The sequence below is a fragment of the Exiguobacterium sp. s83 genome (assembly GCF_018617095.1).
GTDB lineage: Bacteria > Bacillota > Bacilli > Exiguobacteriales > Exiguobacteriaceae > Exiguobacterium > Exiguobacterium profundum.
This window is the reverse complement of sequence record NZ_JACSJP010000001.1, coordinates 416,232-433,196: the sequence shown is the minus strand read 5'-3', so window position 1 is coordinate 433,196 and position 16,965 is coordinate 416,232. Positions and strand designations below refer to the sequence as shown.

Genomic DNA, 16,965 nt, shown 5'->3' with positions numbered 1-16,965 from the left:
TCAAATTCCCACTTTCTGTTTGTTTTCTTGTACGAGTTGCATGAATCGGTCAAATAAGTCGTTGGCGTCGAACGGTCCTGGTGCTGCCTCCGGATGATACTGTACCGAGAAGGTCGGGTGATGGAGATGTCTTACCCCTTCGATCGTTCCGTCATTGACCGCACGGTGTGTGACGATGAGCGGTGTATCGAGCAGTGACGTTTCCTCAACCGCATATCCATGGTTTTGAGAAGTGATGGTCACGGCACCAGTCTCAAGCTCGAGCACCGGATGATTCGCGCCACGATGTCCGAACGGAAGCTTGAAGGTGTTTGCACCGTTTGCGAGAGCAATCAGCTGGTGACCGAGACAAATTCCGAACATCGGTGTCGTCGGCATCAGTTGCTCGATGAGCGGCAGTGCGGTCGGAACGTCTTTCGGATCTCCTGGTCCATTTGACAACATGATACCGTCCGGCTCATACCGTAATACGTCCTCTGCCGTCACATCGTGCGGAAAGACGACGACCTCACAATCTCGTTTCATCAACTCGCGCATGATTCCAAGTTTCGCCCCGAAGTCGATCAAAGCGATGCGAGGGCCGGTTCCCGTACTCACATAAGTCCGCTTCGTCGATACGCGTGCGACTTGATCGTTCGGCGATTCTTCATCAAAGCGGATCCGTACCTCGTCCCACGTCAACTCTCCATCGATGAGGACACCGCGCATGACCCCTTTCGCTCGTAAATGACGTGTCAACATCCGTGTATCGATATCCGAGAGCCCCGGAATGCCGAAGCGGGTGAGTGTCGCATCGAGTGTCGCCGTTGAACGGAAGTTCGAAGGCGTATCGCATACTTCTTTTACAATCAACGCTTTTGCCATCGGAATTGTCGTTTCAAAATCCTCACGATTGACGCCATAGTTCCCGATCAATGGGTTCGTCAATACAATCATTTGGTCGCAGTATGATGGATCCGATAAGATTTCTTGGTATCCTGTCATCCCTGTCTGGAAGACGACTTCCCCCATCGTATCAGCCGGTGCCCCGAATCCTTTACCGACAAATTTCATTCCATCTTCAAGCCATAATGTTCGTTTCATCAAATCGCCCCTTATATACAATTTCGCCACCGACCATCGTCATGACCGGCCATCCGACAAGCTTTTCCCCTGCGAACGGTGTATTCTTTCCTTTTGAATAAAATGTCGTAGGATCGACCGTCCGAGACGTTTCCGTATCGATGAGAATCAGGTCCGCATCCGCCCCAACTTTCAGTTCCCCTCTTGATAAACCGAATACGTCGCTCGGACGTTTCGTCATCCAGTCGAGCAACTGACGCTCTTCCATGATGCCCGTCTTCACGAATGTCGTGTAGAGAAGTGGAAGGGCCGTCTCGAAACCGGTAATCCCAAACGGAGCCCGCTCTATCCCTTGTGCCTTTTCTTCTACTGTATGGGGGGCATGATCCGTTGCGATCATGTCAATCGTTCCGTCAAACAATCCCTCAAGGAGGGCCTGTCGATCATCCTCGCTTCGTAGCGGTGGATTCATCTTGAAGTTTGCATCGAGTCCTGGAATATCATCCTCACTCAAGACGAGATGATGCGGCGTCACTTCTGCGGTCACGTGGATTCCGGCTCGTTTCGCATCCCGAATGACACGAACCGATTGGCGGGATGAGACGTGACAGACATGATAATGACACCCTGTCTCTTCAGCAATCAAAACGTCGCGAGCGATATGGATGCTCTCTGCAAGGCTCGGAATTCCTTGAATGCCATGCGCCTCACTGAATTTGCCCTCGTGGACCGATCCGGCCTTCAACGTATTGTCCTCACAGTGGGCGACGACTGCTTTGTTCAATCGTTTCGCTTCACGCATGGCTTGTCGCATCATCGCCGCCGATTGGACACCAACACCGTCATCCGTAAAGGCGAAGGCATCTGCGAGCGATTCCATGTCGACCTGTTCTTCACCGAGCTGTCGTTTCGTGATAGCGGCGTAAGGTAACACACGTACGACCGCATCTTGTTCGATTTTTTGAAGGAGGACGTCCATTGTTTCGCGATCGTCTGGAACCGGTCTCGTGTTCGGCATCGAGCAGATGGTCGTGAACCCGCCCGCCGCGGCAGCCATCGTTCCCGTTCGAATCGTCTCTTTCGCCTCGCCACCTGGTTCACGCAAGTGGACGTGGACATCGACGAGTCCTGGTGCGAGCAGATAACCTGTCGCATCGAGCATTTCTTGTCCCGTGGTCTTCCCTTTATAGTCGAGTGATTTTATCTTTCCGTCTTTCACGTGAATGTTTGTCGTGCGTTTCGTTCCCTTGTCATACCATGTCGCGTTTTGAAGTATCATTGTTGTCCTCCTAATGCTCGATTTAAGATGCTCATCCGGGCGTACACCCCATTCTTCATTTGTGGGAAGATGCGTGACCGTTCATGTTCGATCAGACTTCCAGCAATCTCTACATCCCGATTGACCGGAGCCGGGTGCATGATGATGGCGCCTGCTTTCATTCGCTCGACGCGTTCGACCGTCAAACCGAACTGTGTGTGATACGCTTCTTTCGAGAAGACGTCTCCCATGATATGGCGCTCGTGTTGTACACGGAGCAACATGATGACGTCACATTCGCCTAGGATGTCATCGAGTTCTTTTCGCTCTAGCCCCATCGAGTCATCCCACCAAGAGGCAGGACTACAACCGACCACGTTTGCTCCGAGGCGCTTCAAGACGCTTGCGTTCGAGCGGGCGACCCGACTATGGACGAGGTCACCACAGATGGCGACGTTCAATCCTTGGAACGTTCCGAACTCTTCAAAGATGGTGACGAGATCGAGCAATGATTGGGATGGATGTTCCCCGCTCCCGTCCCCTCCGTTCAACACCGGGATATTCAACTTCTCCACAAGTTCGTGATAATAGCCCGCTTCCGGATGTCGAATGACGAGCGCGTCCACGCCGATGGCTTCGAGCGTTTTACACGTATCGTAGAGCGTCTCCCCTTTCGTGACCGATGACGTCGTCACATCGAACGGAATCTCTTGCATGTTCAAGTGGCGCTCGGCCATTTGAAACGAATTTTTCGTACGCGTCGAGTTTTCAAAGAACAGGTTTGCGACCGTTTTTCCATCAAATAGTGGGGGGAGGTCACCTTGCTTGTAGCGCAATGATTCTTCAATCATGCCCATGATCTCCTCAAGGGAAAGTGTGTCCAAACTGACGAAGTGTTTGACCGGTTTCACGTTTGTTTGCATCGTATTCATGTTCGTCTCCTCCTTTTATTAGAGGCAAAGAGAAAAGGCGCCTCTTCACCGATGTGAAGGGACGCCTTTATCTGGGCAGGGTACACCCAAATAAACGAGCCTTCACTTTGCCGACCTCACGGGATCGAATTAAAAGTTACTTGCTTGTTTCGTTTCTTCAGTTGTGTTGACTTCGACTGCTGTATCGTCTTCTTCATGCGGTAAGATGGCGTTTAACAAAATACCGACGACCGTCGCAAGCGCCATGCCTTGTACCGGGAAGCTCCCGATTTGAACCATCGCACCACCGAGTCCGATGACGAGGATGACCGATGAGATGATCAAGTTGCGCTTTTCTGCCAAGTCGACTTTGCTCTCCACCATCGTCCGTAATCCGTTCGACGCGATGACACCGAACAAGAGGATCGAGATTCCACCTTTGACCGGGTTCGGGATGGTCGAGATGAACGCTTCAATGTGACCGAGGAATCCGAAGCTGATGGCCATGAGTGCTGCGCCGGCGATGACGTAGACACTGTAGACTCGTGTGATGGCCATGACGCCGTTGTTCTCACCGTAAGTCGTACATGGTGGTCCACCGAGTGCAGAGGCAACGGCTTTTCCTACTCCGTCTCCGAGTAGCGTGCGATGGAGACCTGGGTCTTTCATCGTCTCTCGTCCGATGATTTTCGACGTGACCATCTGATCTCCGATGTGCTCCGTCATTGTGACGAGCGCGACCGGAACGATGGCGAGAAGGGCCCCGACTTGCCACATCGGCATGTAGTCGACGAACACCATCGTGAAGTCAGGAAGTTGGAACAGGCTGGCTTGTTGAATCGGTGAGTAATCGATGATGCCGAATGCGGCTGCGACTGCGTATCCTCCAACGATTCCAAAGAGGATCGGGACGGCACCCCAGACACCTTTCAGCTTCGTCATGGCGAGCATCGTGATTCCAAGTGTAAGCAGGGCAATCGTCATGAACGTTCCGTTATAGGCACCATCTTGATTCATCGACATGTCGATGGCGACCGGTGCAAGCGAGAGTCCGATGACCATGATGACCGGTCCGACGACGACCGGTGGGAGCAATCGGAGCAACCAGTTGACGCCCGTCTTATAGATGATCAAGGAAACGACCCCGTATACAGACCCGGCGACGATTCCGCCGAAGAGTGCGGCTTCGACACCCCATTGCTGGCTGACCGCTATGATTGGGGCGATGTAGGCAAAACTTGAACCTAAGTATGTTGGGACTTTGAAGCGTGTAATCGCTAAGAATGAGAGCGTGGCCACGCCGGAAGCGACGAGGGCGACCGATGTATTTAATCCTGTCAAAATCGGGACTAAAATCGTCGCTCCGAACATGGCGAAGACGTGTTGAAGGCTGAATAATAGCCATTGTGGAAAGTGAGCTGGACGCTCGTGGATGTGTAGAACAGGTTGTTTCATATTGAATTCTCCTTCCTGGCCTCTCTGGACCACCTTAAAGGTATGCGTTTATTGCTGATGGATCGTGACTTCATCCGCCGTGTCGACTTCACTGAGTCGGACAACGACTTGCTCGGACTTGGACGTCGGAACGTTCTTTCCGATAAAATCTGGTCGAATCGGAAGTTCCCGATGGCCTCGGTCAATCAAGACAGCGAGTTGGATATAATCCGGACGACCATGGTCGACAAGCGCGTCCATTGCGGCACGAACTGTTCGACCGGTATAGAGGACGTCGTCGACGAGGACGACCGTCTTTCCATTGATATCATGGGGTAGCTCTGTCGCTTTGACTTCAGGGTCTAACGACTTCTTCGATAAGTCATCCCGGTAAAGCGTGATATCGAGATTGCCGAGTGCGACCGGCTTGCCTTCAATCTCCTCGATTCGGCGAGCGAGTCGGTCAGCGAGCGTCTCGCCTCTCGTCTTGATTCCGACGAGGACGACGTCATCGATTCCTTTGTTTCGCTCGATAATCTCGTGTGCGATTCGGGTCAAGGCACGACGGATGGCTGACTCATCTAAAATGACTGATTGTTTCACGTGATTCCTCCTTCCAAACTTCAGTAAAAAAGAAGACTCCCTCATCCGGCTGGAAAGGGAGTCTTCATCAAAAACGGCATACGACTGCCGGGGTTGAATTGACGTACATGTGACCGCGGTCACAATCCTTTCACAGCCTCTCTGGACTGGGTTTAAAGGTGTTATGCTTCCTAGACTATAAATCGGAATGTGACAGAAGTCAACGAGTTTTCTCGATTTTATCCAATTTTGCGAGTTCCGCCTTGAAGTCTTCTGGTAATGGTGCCTCAAACTCCATCCATTCTTTCGTACGTGGATGGTGGAATCCGAGTGTTGCCGCATGGAGCGCTTGACCGCCCAAATCAATCGTGCGGCGTGGACCATATTTCGGGTCACCGGCGAGCGGATGACCGATATAACGCATATGAACGCGAATCTGATGCGTGCGTCCAGTCTCTAATTTACACTCCACGAGCGTGAAGTCTTTATAACGTTCGAGTAAACGGAAGTGCGTCACGGCTTCTTTTGCGTTCCGGTCCGTCACAGTCATTCGCTGACGATCATTCGTATCGCGACCAATCGGTGCTTCAATCGTTCCAAGTTCGTGGACGAGTTCGCCATGGACGAGCGCGATATACTCGCGTTTGATGGTCTTGTCCTTCAACTGGCTCGCCAGCGATTCATGGGCCAAGTCATTTTTGGCGACCATGAGAAGACCCGTCGTGTCCTTATCAATCCGATGGACGATTCCTGGACGTTTGACACCGTTGATACCCGAGAGGTCATCACAATGATAAAGTAGCGCATTGACGAGCGTCCCTGACGTGTGTCCAGTTGCAGGGTGAACGACCATCCCGCGTGCCTTGTTGACGACGATGACGTCCTCGTCTTCAAAGACGATCTCGAGCGGGATGTCTTCAGGCAATACTTCGAGTTCGACCGCTTCCGGCACGTTCACTTCCACTTCATCCCCCACTTGAAGCTTGTAGTTCGCTTTCACTGCACTACCGTTGACGAGGAGGGCTCCCGTCTTGATCCATTCCTGTACTTGAGAGCGTGACCATTCACCACGGTCACTGACCCACTTATCAATCCTTGCCTTTTCATCGGCGACAAAAGTATACGATTCCATTACGATTGTCCCCTTTCTTTGTGTAATTTTTCTTCAAATAAAATCCCGATGACCATCAAGATGACACCAAACGTGAGTGCCATATCAGCCACGTTAAAAATCGGGAAGTTGTATCCGAACGGATACGTATCGACAAAGTCGACGACTTCGCCACGGAACAAGCGATCAATAAAGTTACCGATGGCACCGGCCAACAGGAATCCGACACTATATCCGATGAGCTGATAGCCGTTCACCTCTTTGTGCAAGAAGTAAACGAGTCCGGCAACGACAAGTATGGTGATGATAAAGAAGAACGCCATCTGTCCTTCTAACATCCCCCAAGCCGCTCCTTTATTGCGGTAGGACGTCCAGTATAACAAGTTCGGGATGACTTCAATTGATTGACCAATTGTCATCGTTTGAATGACCACCCATTTTGTGAGTTGATCGATCAAAATCAAGATGAGCGCCAATCCATAATATCGTTTCATATGCGTCTCCTTTCAAGCCGTTAAGAAACCGGAGTGGGGACGCCACTCCGGTTCGTCTTAACCGATTACTGATGCACAGCGTGGGCAAAGCTCTGGATGCTCTTCGTTTTGTCCAAGCTCTGTCGAGTATGTCCAACAACGTGCACAAGCGGCTCCATCTGCTTTCATGACTGTGATTTTCGTCGTCGCATAATCGACGTCTGCCGTCTCAGCCCACTCCACTTGCGATACTTGAAGCAGTTGGCTGACGTTGTCGATCGTGTTCAACAAGTCGGCAGTCTCTGCTTTTGGTGCGAGAATCAACTTCGCCTCGAGCGGTTTCCCGATCAACTTCTCGCCACGTGCGATTTCGATCGCTTTGAGGACATCGTCACGGAAGACGAGGAATTTCGACCATTTCTCAAGCAACGCTTGTTCGTCAGCAGTCAATGCATCTACTTCTTCTAAATCCGTCAAGAAGATGCTTGCTTCTGACTTTCCAGGCACTTCTTTCCATGCCTCATCGGCAGTGTGTGGAAGGATTGGAGCCAATAGTTTCGTCAAGAGGACGACGGCATCGTACATGACCGTCTGAACGGCACGACGACGGAGATCGTCTTCACGTTCGATATATAGGATATCTTTTGTGAAGTCGAGGTAGAACGATGACAACTCGTTGACACAGAAGTTATGAACGAAGTGATACACGGCCATAAAGTCAAACTCATCATATGCTTTGACAACTTTTTTCTGCAATTGTTTGAGCTTCGTCGCCATGAAGCGGTCCGCTTCCGGCATATCCTCGAATGCGACACGCATCGACGGCTCGAACCCGTTCAAGTTCCCGAGTAAGAAGCGGATCGTGTTACGCATCTTCCGGTAAACTTCTGACACTTGTTTGAAGTTATCGTGTGACGCGCGTACGTCAGACTGATAGTCGACGGATGCGACCCAGAGGCGTACGATTTCGGCGCCGTACTGCTTCACGAGATCATTCGGTGCAATCGTGTTACCGAGCGATTTCGACATTTTGCGTCCGTCCCCATCGAGGACGAATCCGTGACTCAAGACGTTCCGGTACGGTGCTTTCCCAGTCGTCGCAACGGCCGTCGAGAGTGATGAGTTGAACCAACCACGATATTGGTCCGATCCTTCAAGATAAAGGTCTGCCGGACGACGAAGGTTTTCGCGTTCTTCTAATACACCAGCGTGTGAAGAACCTGAATCGAACCAGACGTCCATGATGTCGAGTTCTTTACGGAACTCTCCGTTCGGGCTGTTCGGGTGAGTGAACCCTGCAGGGAGAAGGTCTTTCGCTTCACGCTCATACCAAACGTTCGACCCGTGCTCGCGGAACAGGTTCGCGATGTGGTCAATCGTCTCGTTCGTGATGATTTCCGTTCCATCTTCCGCATAGAAGATTGGGATTGGAACACCCCAAGCACGCTGACGGCTGATGACCCAGTCTCCACGGTCACGGACCATGTTGTAAAGACGTGTCATTCCCCATTCAGGGACCCAATTCACTTCCTCGATTTCACGGAGCATGTCTTCACGGAAATCTTTGATCGATGCGAACCATTGTGGCGTCGCACGGAAGATGACCGGTTTCTTCGTACGCCAGTCATGCGGGTACGAGTGTTTGATGAACTTCAAGTTGAGCAAGTAGCCGTTCTCTTCAAGTTTCATACCGATTTGTTTGTTCGCATCTTCGTAGAAGAGACCTTCGAAACCAGGGGCTTCGTCTGTCATGTAGCCACGGTCATCCACCGGGCAAAGGACGTCTAATCCGTAAGCCTGTCCGACACGATAGTCGTCTTCCCCGTGTCCAGGTGCTGTATGAACGAGTCCAGTCGCATCCGCAGTGACGTGGTCGCCGAGGATGACGAGTGACGTCCGGTCATACAATGGATGTTGAGCCGTCATGTACTCGAAGTCACGTCCGTTCCAAGACCCGCTCACCGTGTAATCCGTCCATCCGAGCGCTGCCGTCACTTCTTCGACGAGCGTTTCCGCGACGATATAGCCTTTTCCTTCATGTTCGATTCGCGTGTAAGTCAACTCGTCACTCACCGCAATCCCAAGGTTCGCCGGGATTGTCCAAGGCGTTGTTGTCCAGATGACGAAGTGATCATCTGACGTCAACGTATCTTTACCGTCCACGACACGGAACGCCACGTAGATGGCTGGTGATTTTTTATCGTAATATTCAATCTCTGCTTCCGCGAGTGCCGATTCAGAAGACGGCGACCAGTAGACTGGTTTTTTCCCTTTGTAGATGTAACCCTTCTCAGCCATCGACCCGAACAAACGAATCTGTGCCGCTTCGTATTCAGGAAGGAGCGTGATGTATGGGTTCTCAAAGTCTGCGAGAAGACCGAGACGTTTGAATTGTTCGCGTTGCGAGTTCACTTGCTCCATCGCATACTCTGCACACTTTTCACGGAATTCCGCGACTGTCATTTCCTTACGATTGACGCCTGCTTTTTGAAGGGCGTTCTCGATTGGAAGACCGTGCGTGTCCCATCCTGGAATCATTGGAGACTGATAGCCGTTCATCCCTTTGAAACGAACGATGATGTCTTTCAATACTTTGTTCATCGCGTGTCCCATGTGGATGTCACCGTTCGCATATGGAGGTCCATCATGTAAGATATATTGTGGTTTCCCAGCATTTTTTTCTTGCACCTTGTTGTAAAGGTCCATATCTTCCCATTCTGTTTGCATCGCTGGTTCGCGCTTTGGTAAATTCCCACGCATCGCGAATTCTGTGTTTGGCATTAATAGCGTGTCTTTGTAGTTCATCGAAACTCCTCCATCAACATTTTTTAGAAAACAAAAAAACCAACCCATCCCTGATAGGGACGAGTTGGTTGACTCGCGGTACCACCCTACTAGTCTCATCATCATGAGACCGCTCTCGGTAACCGATAACGAGGTCAGGCGGTCACGCTTACTTCAGTTCAGCGTGACGACTCATAGGGGATACCGATTCAAGTCTTTCTCCTAGGCTCTCACCGTCCCTAAGTCGCTTCGTAGGTATGACTCGATCGACGCGTCCTACTCAACGTGTTGATCATTTATCCGTGTTGTTCTTCATTACGTGTGACTTCGTCGTCATTATACGCAAGTTCTGTTCTATCGTCAAGAACCGTCTGCACAGGCGGTTCCCCGACAATCGTTTCCCATTCCGTACTGTTGAGAAGTTCCATTTGCGCATCGACGAGGACGCGGAAGCGTGTCCGATACAACTCGACTTTCTTGAGCATTTGAACGACTTCTCGTTCAGCAAGTTGCTCTTTGCGCGCCGCTTCCTCTTCACGAGCGAACGCTTCACGTTCCGCTTGTTTCAAGATGAGACTCGCTTCTTTTTGAGCATTGTTCTTCACTTCTTCCGCCGCTTCCTGCGCGACGATAATCGATTTGTTCAACGTATCTTCCATCGAGGAGAAGTAGTCAATGCGGGCTTGCATATCGTTGACAAGTTCTTCATACCGTCGATTCTCACGAATCAATAGTTCAAACTCTTTAATGATTTGATCTAAAAATTCATTGACCTCATCGATGTCGTACCCACGAAAACGGGAAGAGAATTCTTTATTATGAATATCAATCGGTGTCAACGCCATTCGACTTTCCTCCTAATTTCAACGTATGGTGCCATACTGGATTTTAATTTTTTCACGTTTGGTCGATCCGAGAATCTCCATCAATTTGATGCGACCATATCCACGGACGGATAAAAGATCATCCGGTTCAAGGATGAAGCTCGCGTCTTCAATGACTTTATGATTCACTTTACAGTCGCCATGTTTGACGAGCGCCTGCGCTTTTTGCCGAGAGATGTTAAGCACCTCGCTTGCGACCGTATCAAATCGTAAGGAAGAGACGATGCCGAACCCTTCGATCCATTCGGTCGCAGGGACGACAAGAACCTCGTCTTTTGGCACGGAAGAAATGCGAACTCTCGCTTTTCCGACACGTTCAAGATTCATTTCAATGAACCCGACCGCTTCACGCGTCGTCGCAAATTGTACAATCTCATCGTCAAGAACGACATCTCCGAACTTTTGACGTTTCAGTCCAGCGTTCAGCAATGTCCCTGTCACTTGTCGATGCGTCAAGTCCACGAATTTTGTTGGGTACTCGATTCGACGGATCTCAATCTCAAAATCATCTGGATTGAGTTCATAGTAATCCGGCGCTAAAATCAGACGACGTCGTTCCGCGCCTTCAAATCCGCCATCATCATGAATGACAAGTTGTTTCCCGACGAGTTGTTTGACGATTTGCTGTTCACGTGGATCGAGAAAATCCGTCAATTTCAACACATAGCTATTCTCCACTTGTTGTACCCAGTCGAGCACTTGTTCCACGAACGCGCGTTCACTTGGTCGATAATGGTCATAGACGCTCATACGTCACCCAAAGATCGCAGCGATTCCGGCTTGTGCCATGCGAAGCACGAACAACGCGACGATTGGGGAGATATCGAGCATGCCACCAATCGGCGGGATGATTCGGCGAAACGGCGCCAAGAACGGTTCACACAAAAACGATAAGATTTGACCAAATTTAGATTCGCGTGCGTTCGGGAACCACGATAATAAGATATAGCCGATGAGGACCCAACTATAGATGCCAAGTAAGTCGCTCAACGTGTTGCCTAAGGCAGGGATTACGTTTTCCATTCAGTTACCACCCTTTACTGTGAAGTTCATCCTCCGAGATCAAGTTTGAGATTGAACCAGTCAATTCGACATTGTTCGGAGTACACAGAATCGTGTTATGTCCAATCGAAGTCATCGATCCCTCAAGGGCGTATACGACACCTGAGAGGAAGTTGACGACTTGACGCGATTGCTCTTTTGACATGCGCTGAAGATTGACGATGACAGCACGGTTTTCTTTCAAATGATCGCTAATGTCTTGCGCTTCAGCGAACACACGTGGCTCAGCCAATACGACTTTCGAACGGTCTTTCTTTTTCGTATTTAACGCCACGAGATTGTTCGCTGATTTTGGACGATCATCCTGTCTGACAACCGATGTTTCGGTTGTAGAAGGAGCTGCTGCATTTGCGACAGCATACTCTTCTTCATCATATGTGTTGTTCGGATCTTCTTCGAGTCCAAAGAAATCTTTCATTTTGTTTTTGATTGACATAACGGATTCCTCCTTAAGATATATTATTGCACAAGTACGGTACCAATACGAACAAACGATGCGCCTTCTTCAATCGCGATTGGATAATCGTTTGACATCCCCATCGACAGCTCCGTGCATGGTGCGTGGTCATACGCATTTGCCTTCACTTCATCACGTAGATGACGGAGACGGCGGAACGTTTCACGAAGGACGAACTCTTCTTCAGTGAACGGTGCCATCGTCATCAGCCCGATGATTCGAATATGAGGATACTGTTTACAGTTCTCGATGAAGGGCACGACTTCCTCTATTTCGAGACCATGTTTTGAATCTTCTCCTGACGTGTTCACTTGAACGAAACAATCGATTGTCCCGTTCGCGCGCTTGTCAATCTCTGCTGCGAGAGACAACCGGTCAAGAGAGTGGATGGCCGCGACGTAATCAATGATTTGTCTCACTTTTCGTGTCTGTAACGTACCGATAAAATGAAATCTGGCATCCTTCGGCATCCCTTCAACTTTCTCGAGCAGTGAATCCGGACGGTTTTCTCCGAAATCACGAATTCCTTCTGCGTAAAGAGCGTTGGCCACATCGACGCCTACGGATTTCGTGACGGCGATGAGTGTCGGCTCAACTTCTTGAACGTGTGATGAAATGATGGATTGAACTTGTTTTACATTATCTGAAATACTCACGATTTCCGCTCCTTGACGATGACTGCCGCAAACCGACGTTTCGTCTCTCCGTCTCGATAGGAGAAAAACGGGCTGTCCGCGCCAGTCGTTAAATTCGATTGCATGACCGCAGTGTCATGTTCTTTTGCCAATACTTCATTGACGGTTTGAAGGGACAAGAGGGCGTGGTCTCCCGATTCGTTTCGCACTGCCCGTTCATATGCGACCGGCGAAACGTCCCGGACGGCATGCAGGACACGACCATCGACCTCATAGTCACTTCCTGAGATGGACGGACCGACGAGCATTTCTACATCGGTCGCCTCGATTCCCTTCTCAGCAAACATCTGCATCATGGTCTTGACGATGTTTCCGACCGTCCCCTTCCACCCAGCATGAGCGATGCCGATGACCCCATGATCTTTCGCACAGAAGAAGAGAGGCACACAATCAGCAAAGACGAGGGCTAACGGTAGCGCGTCTTCGGTCGTGAGAAGACCGTCTGTTTTCGGAATCGCCTCTTCATATCGAAACGCACCCTTACCTTTGTCCGACGAATCGACGACCTGGACCGCTGTGCCGTGCACTTGATCCGCCCACACGGAGTCCTCTAACGCGAGCCCAGCTTGTTGAAAGAACTGTTGCCGATTTTCGACGACGCGGTCGATTTCATCGCCCACGTGCAGTCCGACGTTTCCCGCATTGTGTCCATCTTTTCGTGTCGTCACGTAAGCATGATAACGGGCTGTTTCGGTTTCCCAAGTATGTAGCAGTTGCATCGGTCTCTCCTTTTAGAAAAAGGGATGCCGAGTACCGGCACCCCTAGTTGTTTAGTTACGGCGTTGTCTCACAAACGCAGGGATGTTGATCGTCTCGTCTGGGACGTCTCCTCCATACACTGGGCGATGGAAGTTCCCTTCGTCTTGTTGAGCCGCTTCATTTGCTTTTGGTTGGGGTTCCTTGTTCTCAACCTCAGGCTGTTTTTTCGGCTGCTGAAGGAACGGGTTCGTCCCTTGTGCTTCTTCAGCGAATTCAGTTGCAATCACGGTGACGATGATCTCATCGTTCAAGTTTTCGTTGATGACCGAACCGAAGATCAAGTTCACTTCTTCATCGGCCGCACTTTGAACGATTTGAGCCGCCTCTGTCACTTCGAACAAGCTGAGGCTAAGTCCACCAGTGATGTTCATCAAGACACCTTTCGCACCTTCGATTGAAGATTCGAGAAGTGGTGACGAAATGGCTTTCTTCGCTGCTTCAACGGCACGGTTTTCACCTGTCGCGACACCGACACCCATGAGGGCAGACCCTTTCTCCGTCATGATCGTTTTCACGTCCGCGAAGTCGAGGTTAATGAGACCCGGGATGGCAATCAAGTCCGTGATCCCCTGTACACCTTGACGGAGGACGTTATCCGCTTCACGGAACGCTTCGATCATCGGTGTGTTGCGTTCCACGATTTCAAGGAGCTTATCGTTCGGAATCACAATGAGGGTATCTACTTTTTCTTTGAACGCTTGAATGCCGTGCTGTGCGTGTTGCATACGCTTCCGTCCTTCGAACATGAACGGTTTCGTCACGACACCGACCGTGAGTGCGCCGATTTCTTTTGAAATCTCGGCGATGACTGGAGCGGCACCTGTTCCGGTTCCGCCACCCATCCCAGCCGTGACGAACACCATGTCCGCACCGTCAAGTGCTTCAATCAACTGTTCGCGGCTTTCTTCAGCCGCTTTTTTACCGATATCCGGGTTCGCACCTGCACCGAGACCACGTGTCAATTTTGCACCAAGCTGAAGCTTCACGTCGGCTTTCGACATGTTCAACGCTTGTGCATCCGTGTTGACTGCGATGAACTCGACTCCTTGTACCCCATGTTCAATCATGCGGTTAACGGCGTTTGACCCGCCGCCACCGACTCCAATTACTTTAATTTTCGCTACGGCGTCAATCGCCTCATCAAAGTACATCATTCAGGTATCCCCCTACGTATTTTCCAAGTTGTATTACATCGTCAGCTTAAACGCCAAATAATTTTTCCATCAAACGACTAAACCCTTTTTTCGACTCTTGATCGCTCTCGTATTCGTTCTCTCCTACATGAATATCGGTCGCTTCCGGCTTCTTGTGAAGTGTTTCCTGGCGAACTTCCGGTTTTTCAAGCTGAGATTTCGAAACATGATGATCACTCATCAAGACATATTTCAACACGCCGACGGCTGTCGCGTATTTTGGATGTCTGACACCAATCGACGATGGTTGATACAATCTCGTCTTTTGGCCCATAATACGAGTCGCCAACTCCTGAATACCAGGTAGAGCAGCTGCCCCACCGCAAAGTAAGTATCCGCCATTCAGCATCGGAACACCTACTTTTTGAACCTTATTCAACATAAGGGTAAACATTTCCTCTATTCTCGCTTCTAAAACGTAGCTAATTTCTGACTGTGGTTCGAACGCCACTTCCCCATTGATGTTCGTGTAGGAGAAACCTTCTGTCTCATCAGCCATTTCTTCAAGAGCGAGACCATATTCTTCTTTCGCCACTTTGGCGTCTTGATATTTACAATTGAGTTTATAGACCAAGTCTCTCGTCATATGATCTCCACCGACCGGGAGGATATACGAGTAGACGAGATCTCCCCGATAAAATACGGAGACCGTCGTCTTTTCATGTCCGACATCGACAAGCCCGATTCCTAAATCGATTTCATCTACAGAAGCTGCGCTCATACCGAGGGCAAGGTTTCCTAGAATAAAACCTTCGAGTTGTAATCCTGCCCGTTCAATCGAACGACGAATACTATGTAAAATGGTCTTCGACCCGGTCACCATTTTCCCGTGCATCTCAAGTCGATAGCCTAACATGCCCCGTGGATCGACAACGCCGGTTTGCTGATCAACCGTGAATGAAGATGGGATCACATCGATGACACTCATCTCGTCCGGTAATCGCATCACTTGTGCCGAGTTGATGACTTCCATCACGTCTGCGTCGGTAATTTCTTGATCTTCTCGCTTCACGGATGCAATTCCATGACATGGGGCAATTTGGATATGCTCCCCTTCGATGGCAACGTATACTGATCGAATTTGATCACCTAGCGATGTCTCAGCATGCTCAACGGCCTGTTTGATCGCTTGGACTGTTTTATCGATGTCTACGACAGCGCCACGTTTTACACCCGCAGACGGTGCACACCCTTCTGCCAAAATATTAAGCGTTCCGCCGAGCAATTCACCGACGACGAGCTTAATCTCTGACGTTCCAATATCTAATGCGGCCACATAACCATTCGCTTCCAAAAGGGAAACACCTCCGCTCTATAATTTTTCTGTTCCAATTGCTTGACACATATACAGATATCCAAAAAAATTGTTGGTTTCGACAAGATATCTCACGTCTAAGTTTACAACAAATAAGATAGTGAGAAAAGGTAGAATCCTACAATTTAAGCGGTTTCGCGTTATCAATTCGTTTACAAACGACAAAAAAACAGCCCTTATGTGTCTAAGGACTGTAATATAACTGATTATTCATTCGTTTTCTTGTATGGAACAAAATAAAAACCACCATCCATGACGACGGTCCCACGCTCACCTTTCGGGATGTTTTCATAAATTTCTCCATACTTTGATACGGTCTCGCTTAACTTCAATGTCGGTGTGAGTAACGTGTTGCCATCGTTCATAAAAATCTCGTATCGCGTCGGCTCATCTTTTCGTTTCGATAAAATCACTTCTGACATACGAGCCCGTGTCGCATCATCGACCCGCTCGAGTTCACTTGCGATCTTTTCGAGTTCTGCTTCCGTGTTGAACTCTCGTAAGAGTGGTCCGTCCTTTAGCTTTTGCGGATCGGTGATGGCTCCGGTCGGATGGAGTGAACCGTCGGCTAACACGACGACATCTCCTTTTTCCGCTTTCGCATAAGCGATCATTTTCTCTTCTGTCACGGTGATTTGAACCTTGTTATACCAAGAACGATCGATTTCTACCCGTTTGACACCAGGCAACTTTTCCATCTGTTCACTCATCTTGTTTGGGGACAGACTGACAAACTTCGTCGATGAATCGAGCTTCATGTCCTGAAACACGTACGTTTCTTCTAACCAGTAAAGACCCGATACCTTCACTTCTTTCACATTCGACATCGAAGTCTGCATGTAGACCACGAGTAGGATGAGAATTCCAAACAGTGAGAGTACAGAGAACATCCGACGGTTCGCTTTTTTACGCCGTTGTTTTTTCATGTATGGAATACGGTCTTCGAGACTACGTACCGTTTGTTGGCTTGGTTCCATCGGGTTCT

At 49.8% G+C, this 16,965-nt stretch carries 17 protein-coding genes; all 17 read right to left on the bottom strand.

The features are described 5' to 3' along the window. Positions 1-1,083, bottom strand: a complete 1,083-nt coding sequence (locus tag KNO73_RS02210; RefSeq protein WP_214813452.1) for a carbamoyl phosphate synthase small subunit — start codon at positions 1,081-1,083, stop codon at positions 1-3. Beyond that, positions 1,061-2,341 carry a dihydroorotase gene (locus tag KNO73_RS02205; RefSeq protein ID WP_215111996.1) on the bottom strand — a complete coding sequence of 427 codons (1,281 nt, stop codon included), beginning with the start codon at positions 2,339-2,341 and terminating at the stop codon, positions 1,061-1,063. The genes KNO73_RS02210 and KNO73_RS02205 overlap by 23 nt, the downstream gene beginning before the upstream one ends. Then, positions 2,338-3,252, bottom strand: a complete 915-nt coding sequence (locus tag KNO73_RS02200) for an aspartate carbamoyltransferase catalytic subunit (RefSeq protein WP_082132012.1) — start codon at positions 3,250-3,252, stop codon at positions 2,338-2,340. Before KNO73_RS02200 ends, KNO73_RS02205 begins: the two co-directional genes overlap by 4 nt. A gap of 129 nt (positions 3,253-3,381) precedes the next feature. Then, entirely contained in the window at positions 3,382-4,686 is a 1,305-nt protein-coding gene (locus KNO73_RS02195; RefSeq protein WP_015881324.1) for a uracil-xanthine permease family protein, read from the bottom strand. A gap of 48 nt (positions 4,687-4,734) precedes the next feature. Then, a complete protein-coding gene (gene pyrR, locus KNO73_RS02190) occupies positions 4,735-5,313 on the bottom strand; it encodes a bifunctional pyr operon transcriptional regulator/uracil phosphoribosyltransferase PyrR (protein WP_251024823.1) in 579 nt (192 codons plus the stop codon). Positions 5,314-5,467: 154 nt separating this feature from the next. After that, positions 5,468-6,379: an RluA family pseudouridine synthase gene (locus KNO73_RS02185; protein WP_215111995.1), complete on the bottom strand. Its 912-nt coding sequence runs from the start codon at positions 6,377-6,379 to the stop codon at positions 5,468-5,470. Then, positions 6,379-6,852 (bottom strand): signal peptidase II, encoded by a 474-nt coding sequence (lspA, locus tag KNO73_RS02180; protein WP_214757134.1) that lies wholly within the window; start codon positions 6,850-6,852, stop codon positions 6,379-6,381. Before lspA ends, KNO73_RS02185 begins: the two co-directional genes overlap by 1 nt. A 57-nt stretch (positions 6,853-6,909) precedes the next feature. Next, positions 6,910-9,636, bottom strand: coding sequence for an isoleucine--tRNA ligase (gene ileS / locus KNO73_RS02175; RefSeq protein WP_215111994.1), 2,727 nt, complete (start codon positions 9,634-9,636; stop codon positions 6,910-6,912). Positions 9,637-9,911: 275 nt separating this feature from the next. Further along, the gene (locus KNO73_RS02170) at positions 9,912-10,460 is read right to left on the bottom strand and encodes a DivIVA domain-containing protein (RefSeq protein ID WP_074037318.1); all 549 of its coding nucleotides are present in this window, start codon (positions 10,458-10,460) and stop codon (positions 9,912-9,914) included. Positions 10,461-10,478: 18 nt separating this feature from the next. Continuing rightward, the gene (locus KNO73_RS02165) at positions 10,479-11,249 is read right to left on the bottom strand and encodes a YlmH family RNA-binding protein (RefSeq protein WP_078146656.1); all 771 of its coding nucleotides are present in this window, start codon (positions 11,247-11,249) and stop codon (positions 10,479-10,481) included. A 3-nt stretch (positions 11,250-11,252) separates the two neighbouring features. After that, positions 11,253-11,522 (bottom strand): YggT family protein, encoded by a 270-nt coding sequence (locus KNO73_RS02160; RefSeq protein ID WP_015881317.1) that lies wholly within the window; start codon positions 11,520-11,522, stop codon positions 11,253-11,255. A 4-nt stretch (positions 11,523-11,526) separates the two neighbouring features. Next, positions 11,527-11,997: a cell division protein SepF gene (locus tag KNO73_RS02155; RefSeq protein WP_214687903.1), complete on the bottom strand. Its 471-nt coding sequence runs from the start codon at positions 11,995-11,997 to the stop codon at positions 11,527-11,529. A gap of 23 nt (positions 11,998-12,020) precedes the next feature. Further along, a complete protein-coding gene (locus KNO73_RS02150) occupies positions 12,021-12,674 on the bottom strand; it encodes a YggS family pyridoxal phosphate-dependent enzyme (RefSeq protein ID WP_214684527.1) in 654 nt (217 codons plus the stop codon). After that, a complete protein-coding gene (gene pgeF / locus KNO73_RS02145; protein ID WP_214687901.1) occupies positions 12,671-13,432 on the bottom strand; it encodes a peptidoglycan editing factor PgeF in 762 nt (253 codons plus the stop codon). Before pgeF ends, KNO73_RS02150 begins: the two co-directional genes overlap by 4 nt. A gap of 51 nt (positions 13,433-13,483) precedes the next feature. Beyond that, positions 13,484-14,626 carry a cell division protein FtsZ gene (gene ftsZ, locus KNO73_RS02140; RefSeq protein ID WP_015881313.1) on the bottom strand — a complete coding sequence of 381 codons (1,143 nt, stop codon included), beginning with the start codon at positions 14,624-14,626 and terminating at the stop codon, positions 13,484-13,486. Between the two features lie 46 nt (positions 14,627-14,672). Beyond that, on the bottom strand, positions 14,673-15,941 hold the full coding sequence (ftsA, locus tag KNO73_RS02135; RefSeq protein WP_353048428.1) for a cell division protein FtsA: 1,269 nt from the start codon (positions 15,939-15,941) through the stop codon (positions 14,673-14,675). Positions 15,942-16,186: 245 nt separating this feature from the next. After that, positions 16,187-16,957, bottom strand: coding sequence for a cell division protein FtsQ/DivIB (locus KNO73_RS02130; protein ID WP_214687899.1), 771 nt, complete (start codon positions 16,955-16,957; stop codon positions 16,187-16,189). Positions 16,958-16,965: the final 8 nt, after the last annotated feature.

Bases quoted from the DNA above. Each gene is read 5' to 3' on its own strand.
- lspA (WP_214757134.1), bottom strand. From the start codon at position 6,852: ATGAAACGATATTATGGATTGGCGCTCATCTTGATTTTGATCGATCAA.
- KNO73_RS02160 (WP_015881317.1), bottom strand. From the start codon at position 11,522: ATGGAAAACGTAATCCCTGCCTTAGGCAACACGTTGAGCGACTTACTT.
- KNO73_RS02185 (WP_215111995.1), bottom strand. From the start codon at position 6,379: ATGGAATCGTATACTTTTGTCGCCGATGAAAAGGCAAGGATTGATAAG.
- KNO73_RS02210 (WP_214813452.1), bottom strand. From the start codon at position 1,083: ATGAAACGAACATTATGGCTTGAAGATGGAATGAAATTTGTCGGTAAA.
- ftsZ (WP_015881313.1), bottom strand. From the start codon at position 14,626: ATGATGTACTTTGATGAGGCGATTGACGCCGTAGCGAAAATTAAAGTA.
- pyrR (WP_251024823.1), bottom strand. From the start codon at position 5,313: ATGAGGGAGTCTTCTTTTTTACTGAAGTTTGGAAGGAGGAATCACGTG.
- KNO73_RS02130 (WP_214687899.1), bottom strand. From the start codon at position 16,957: ATGGAACCAAGCCAACAAACGGTACGTAGTCTCGAAGACCGTATTCCA.
- KNO73_RS02205 (WP_215111996.1), bottom strand. From the start codon at position 2,341: ATGATACTTCAAAACGCGACATGGTATGACAAGGGAACGAAACGCACG.
- KNO73_RS02195 (WP_015881324.1), bottom strand. From the start codon at position 4,686: ATGAAACAACCTGTTCTACACATCCACGAGCGTCCAGCTCACTTTCCA.
- ileS (WP_215111994.1), bottom strand. From the start codon at position 9,636: ATGAACTACAAAGACACGCTATTAATGCCAAACACAGAATTCGCGATG.
- KNO73_RS02165 (WP_078146656.1), bottom strand. From the start codon at position 11,249: ATGAGCGTCTATGACCATTATCGACCAAGTGAACGCGCGTTCGTGGAA.
- KNO73_RS02170 (WP_074037318.1), bottom strand. From the start codon at position 10,460: ATGGCGTTGACACCGATTGATATTCATAATAAAGAATTCTCTTCCCGT.
- KNO73_RS02155 (WP_214687903.1), bottom strand. From the start codon at position 11,997: ATGTCAATCAAAAACAAAATGAAAGATTTCTTTGGACTCGAAGAAGAT.
- pgeF (WP_214687901.1), bottom strand. From the start codon at position 13,432: ATGCAACTGCTACATACTTGGGAAACCGAAACAGCCCGTTATCATGCT.
- KNO73_RS02200 (WP_082132012.1), bottom strand. From the start codon at position 3,252: ATGAATACGATGCAAACAAACGTGAAACCGGTCAAACACTTCGTCAGT.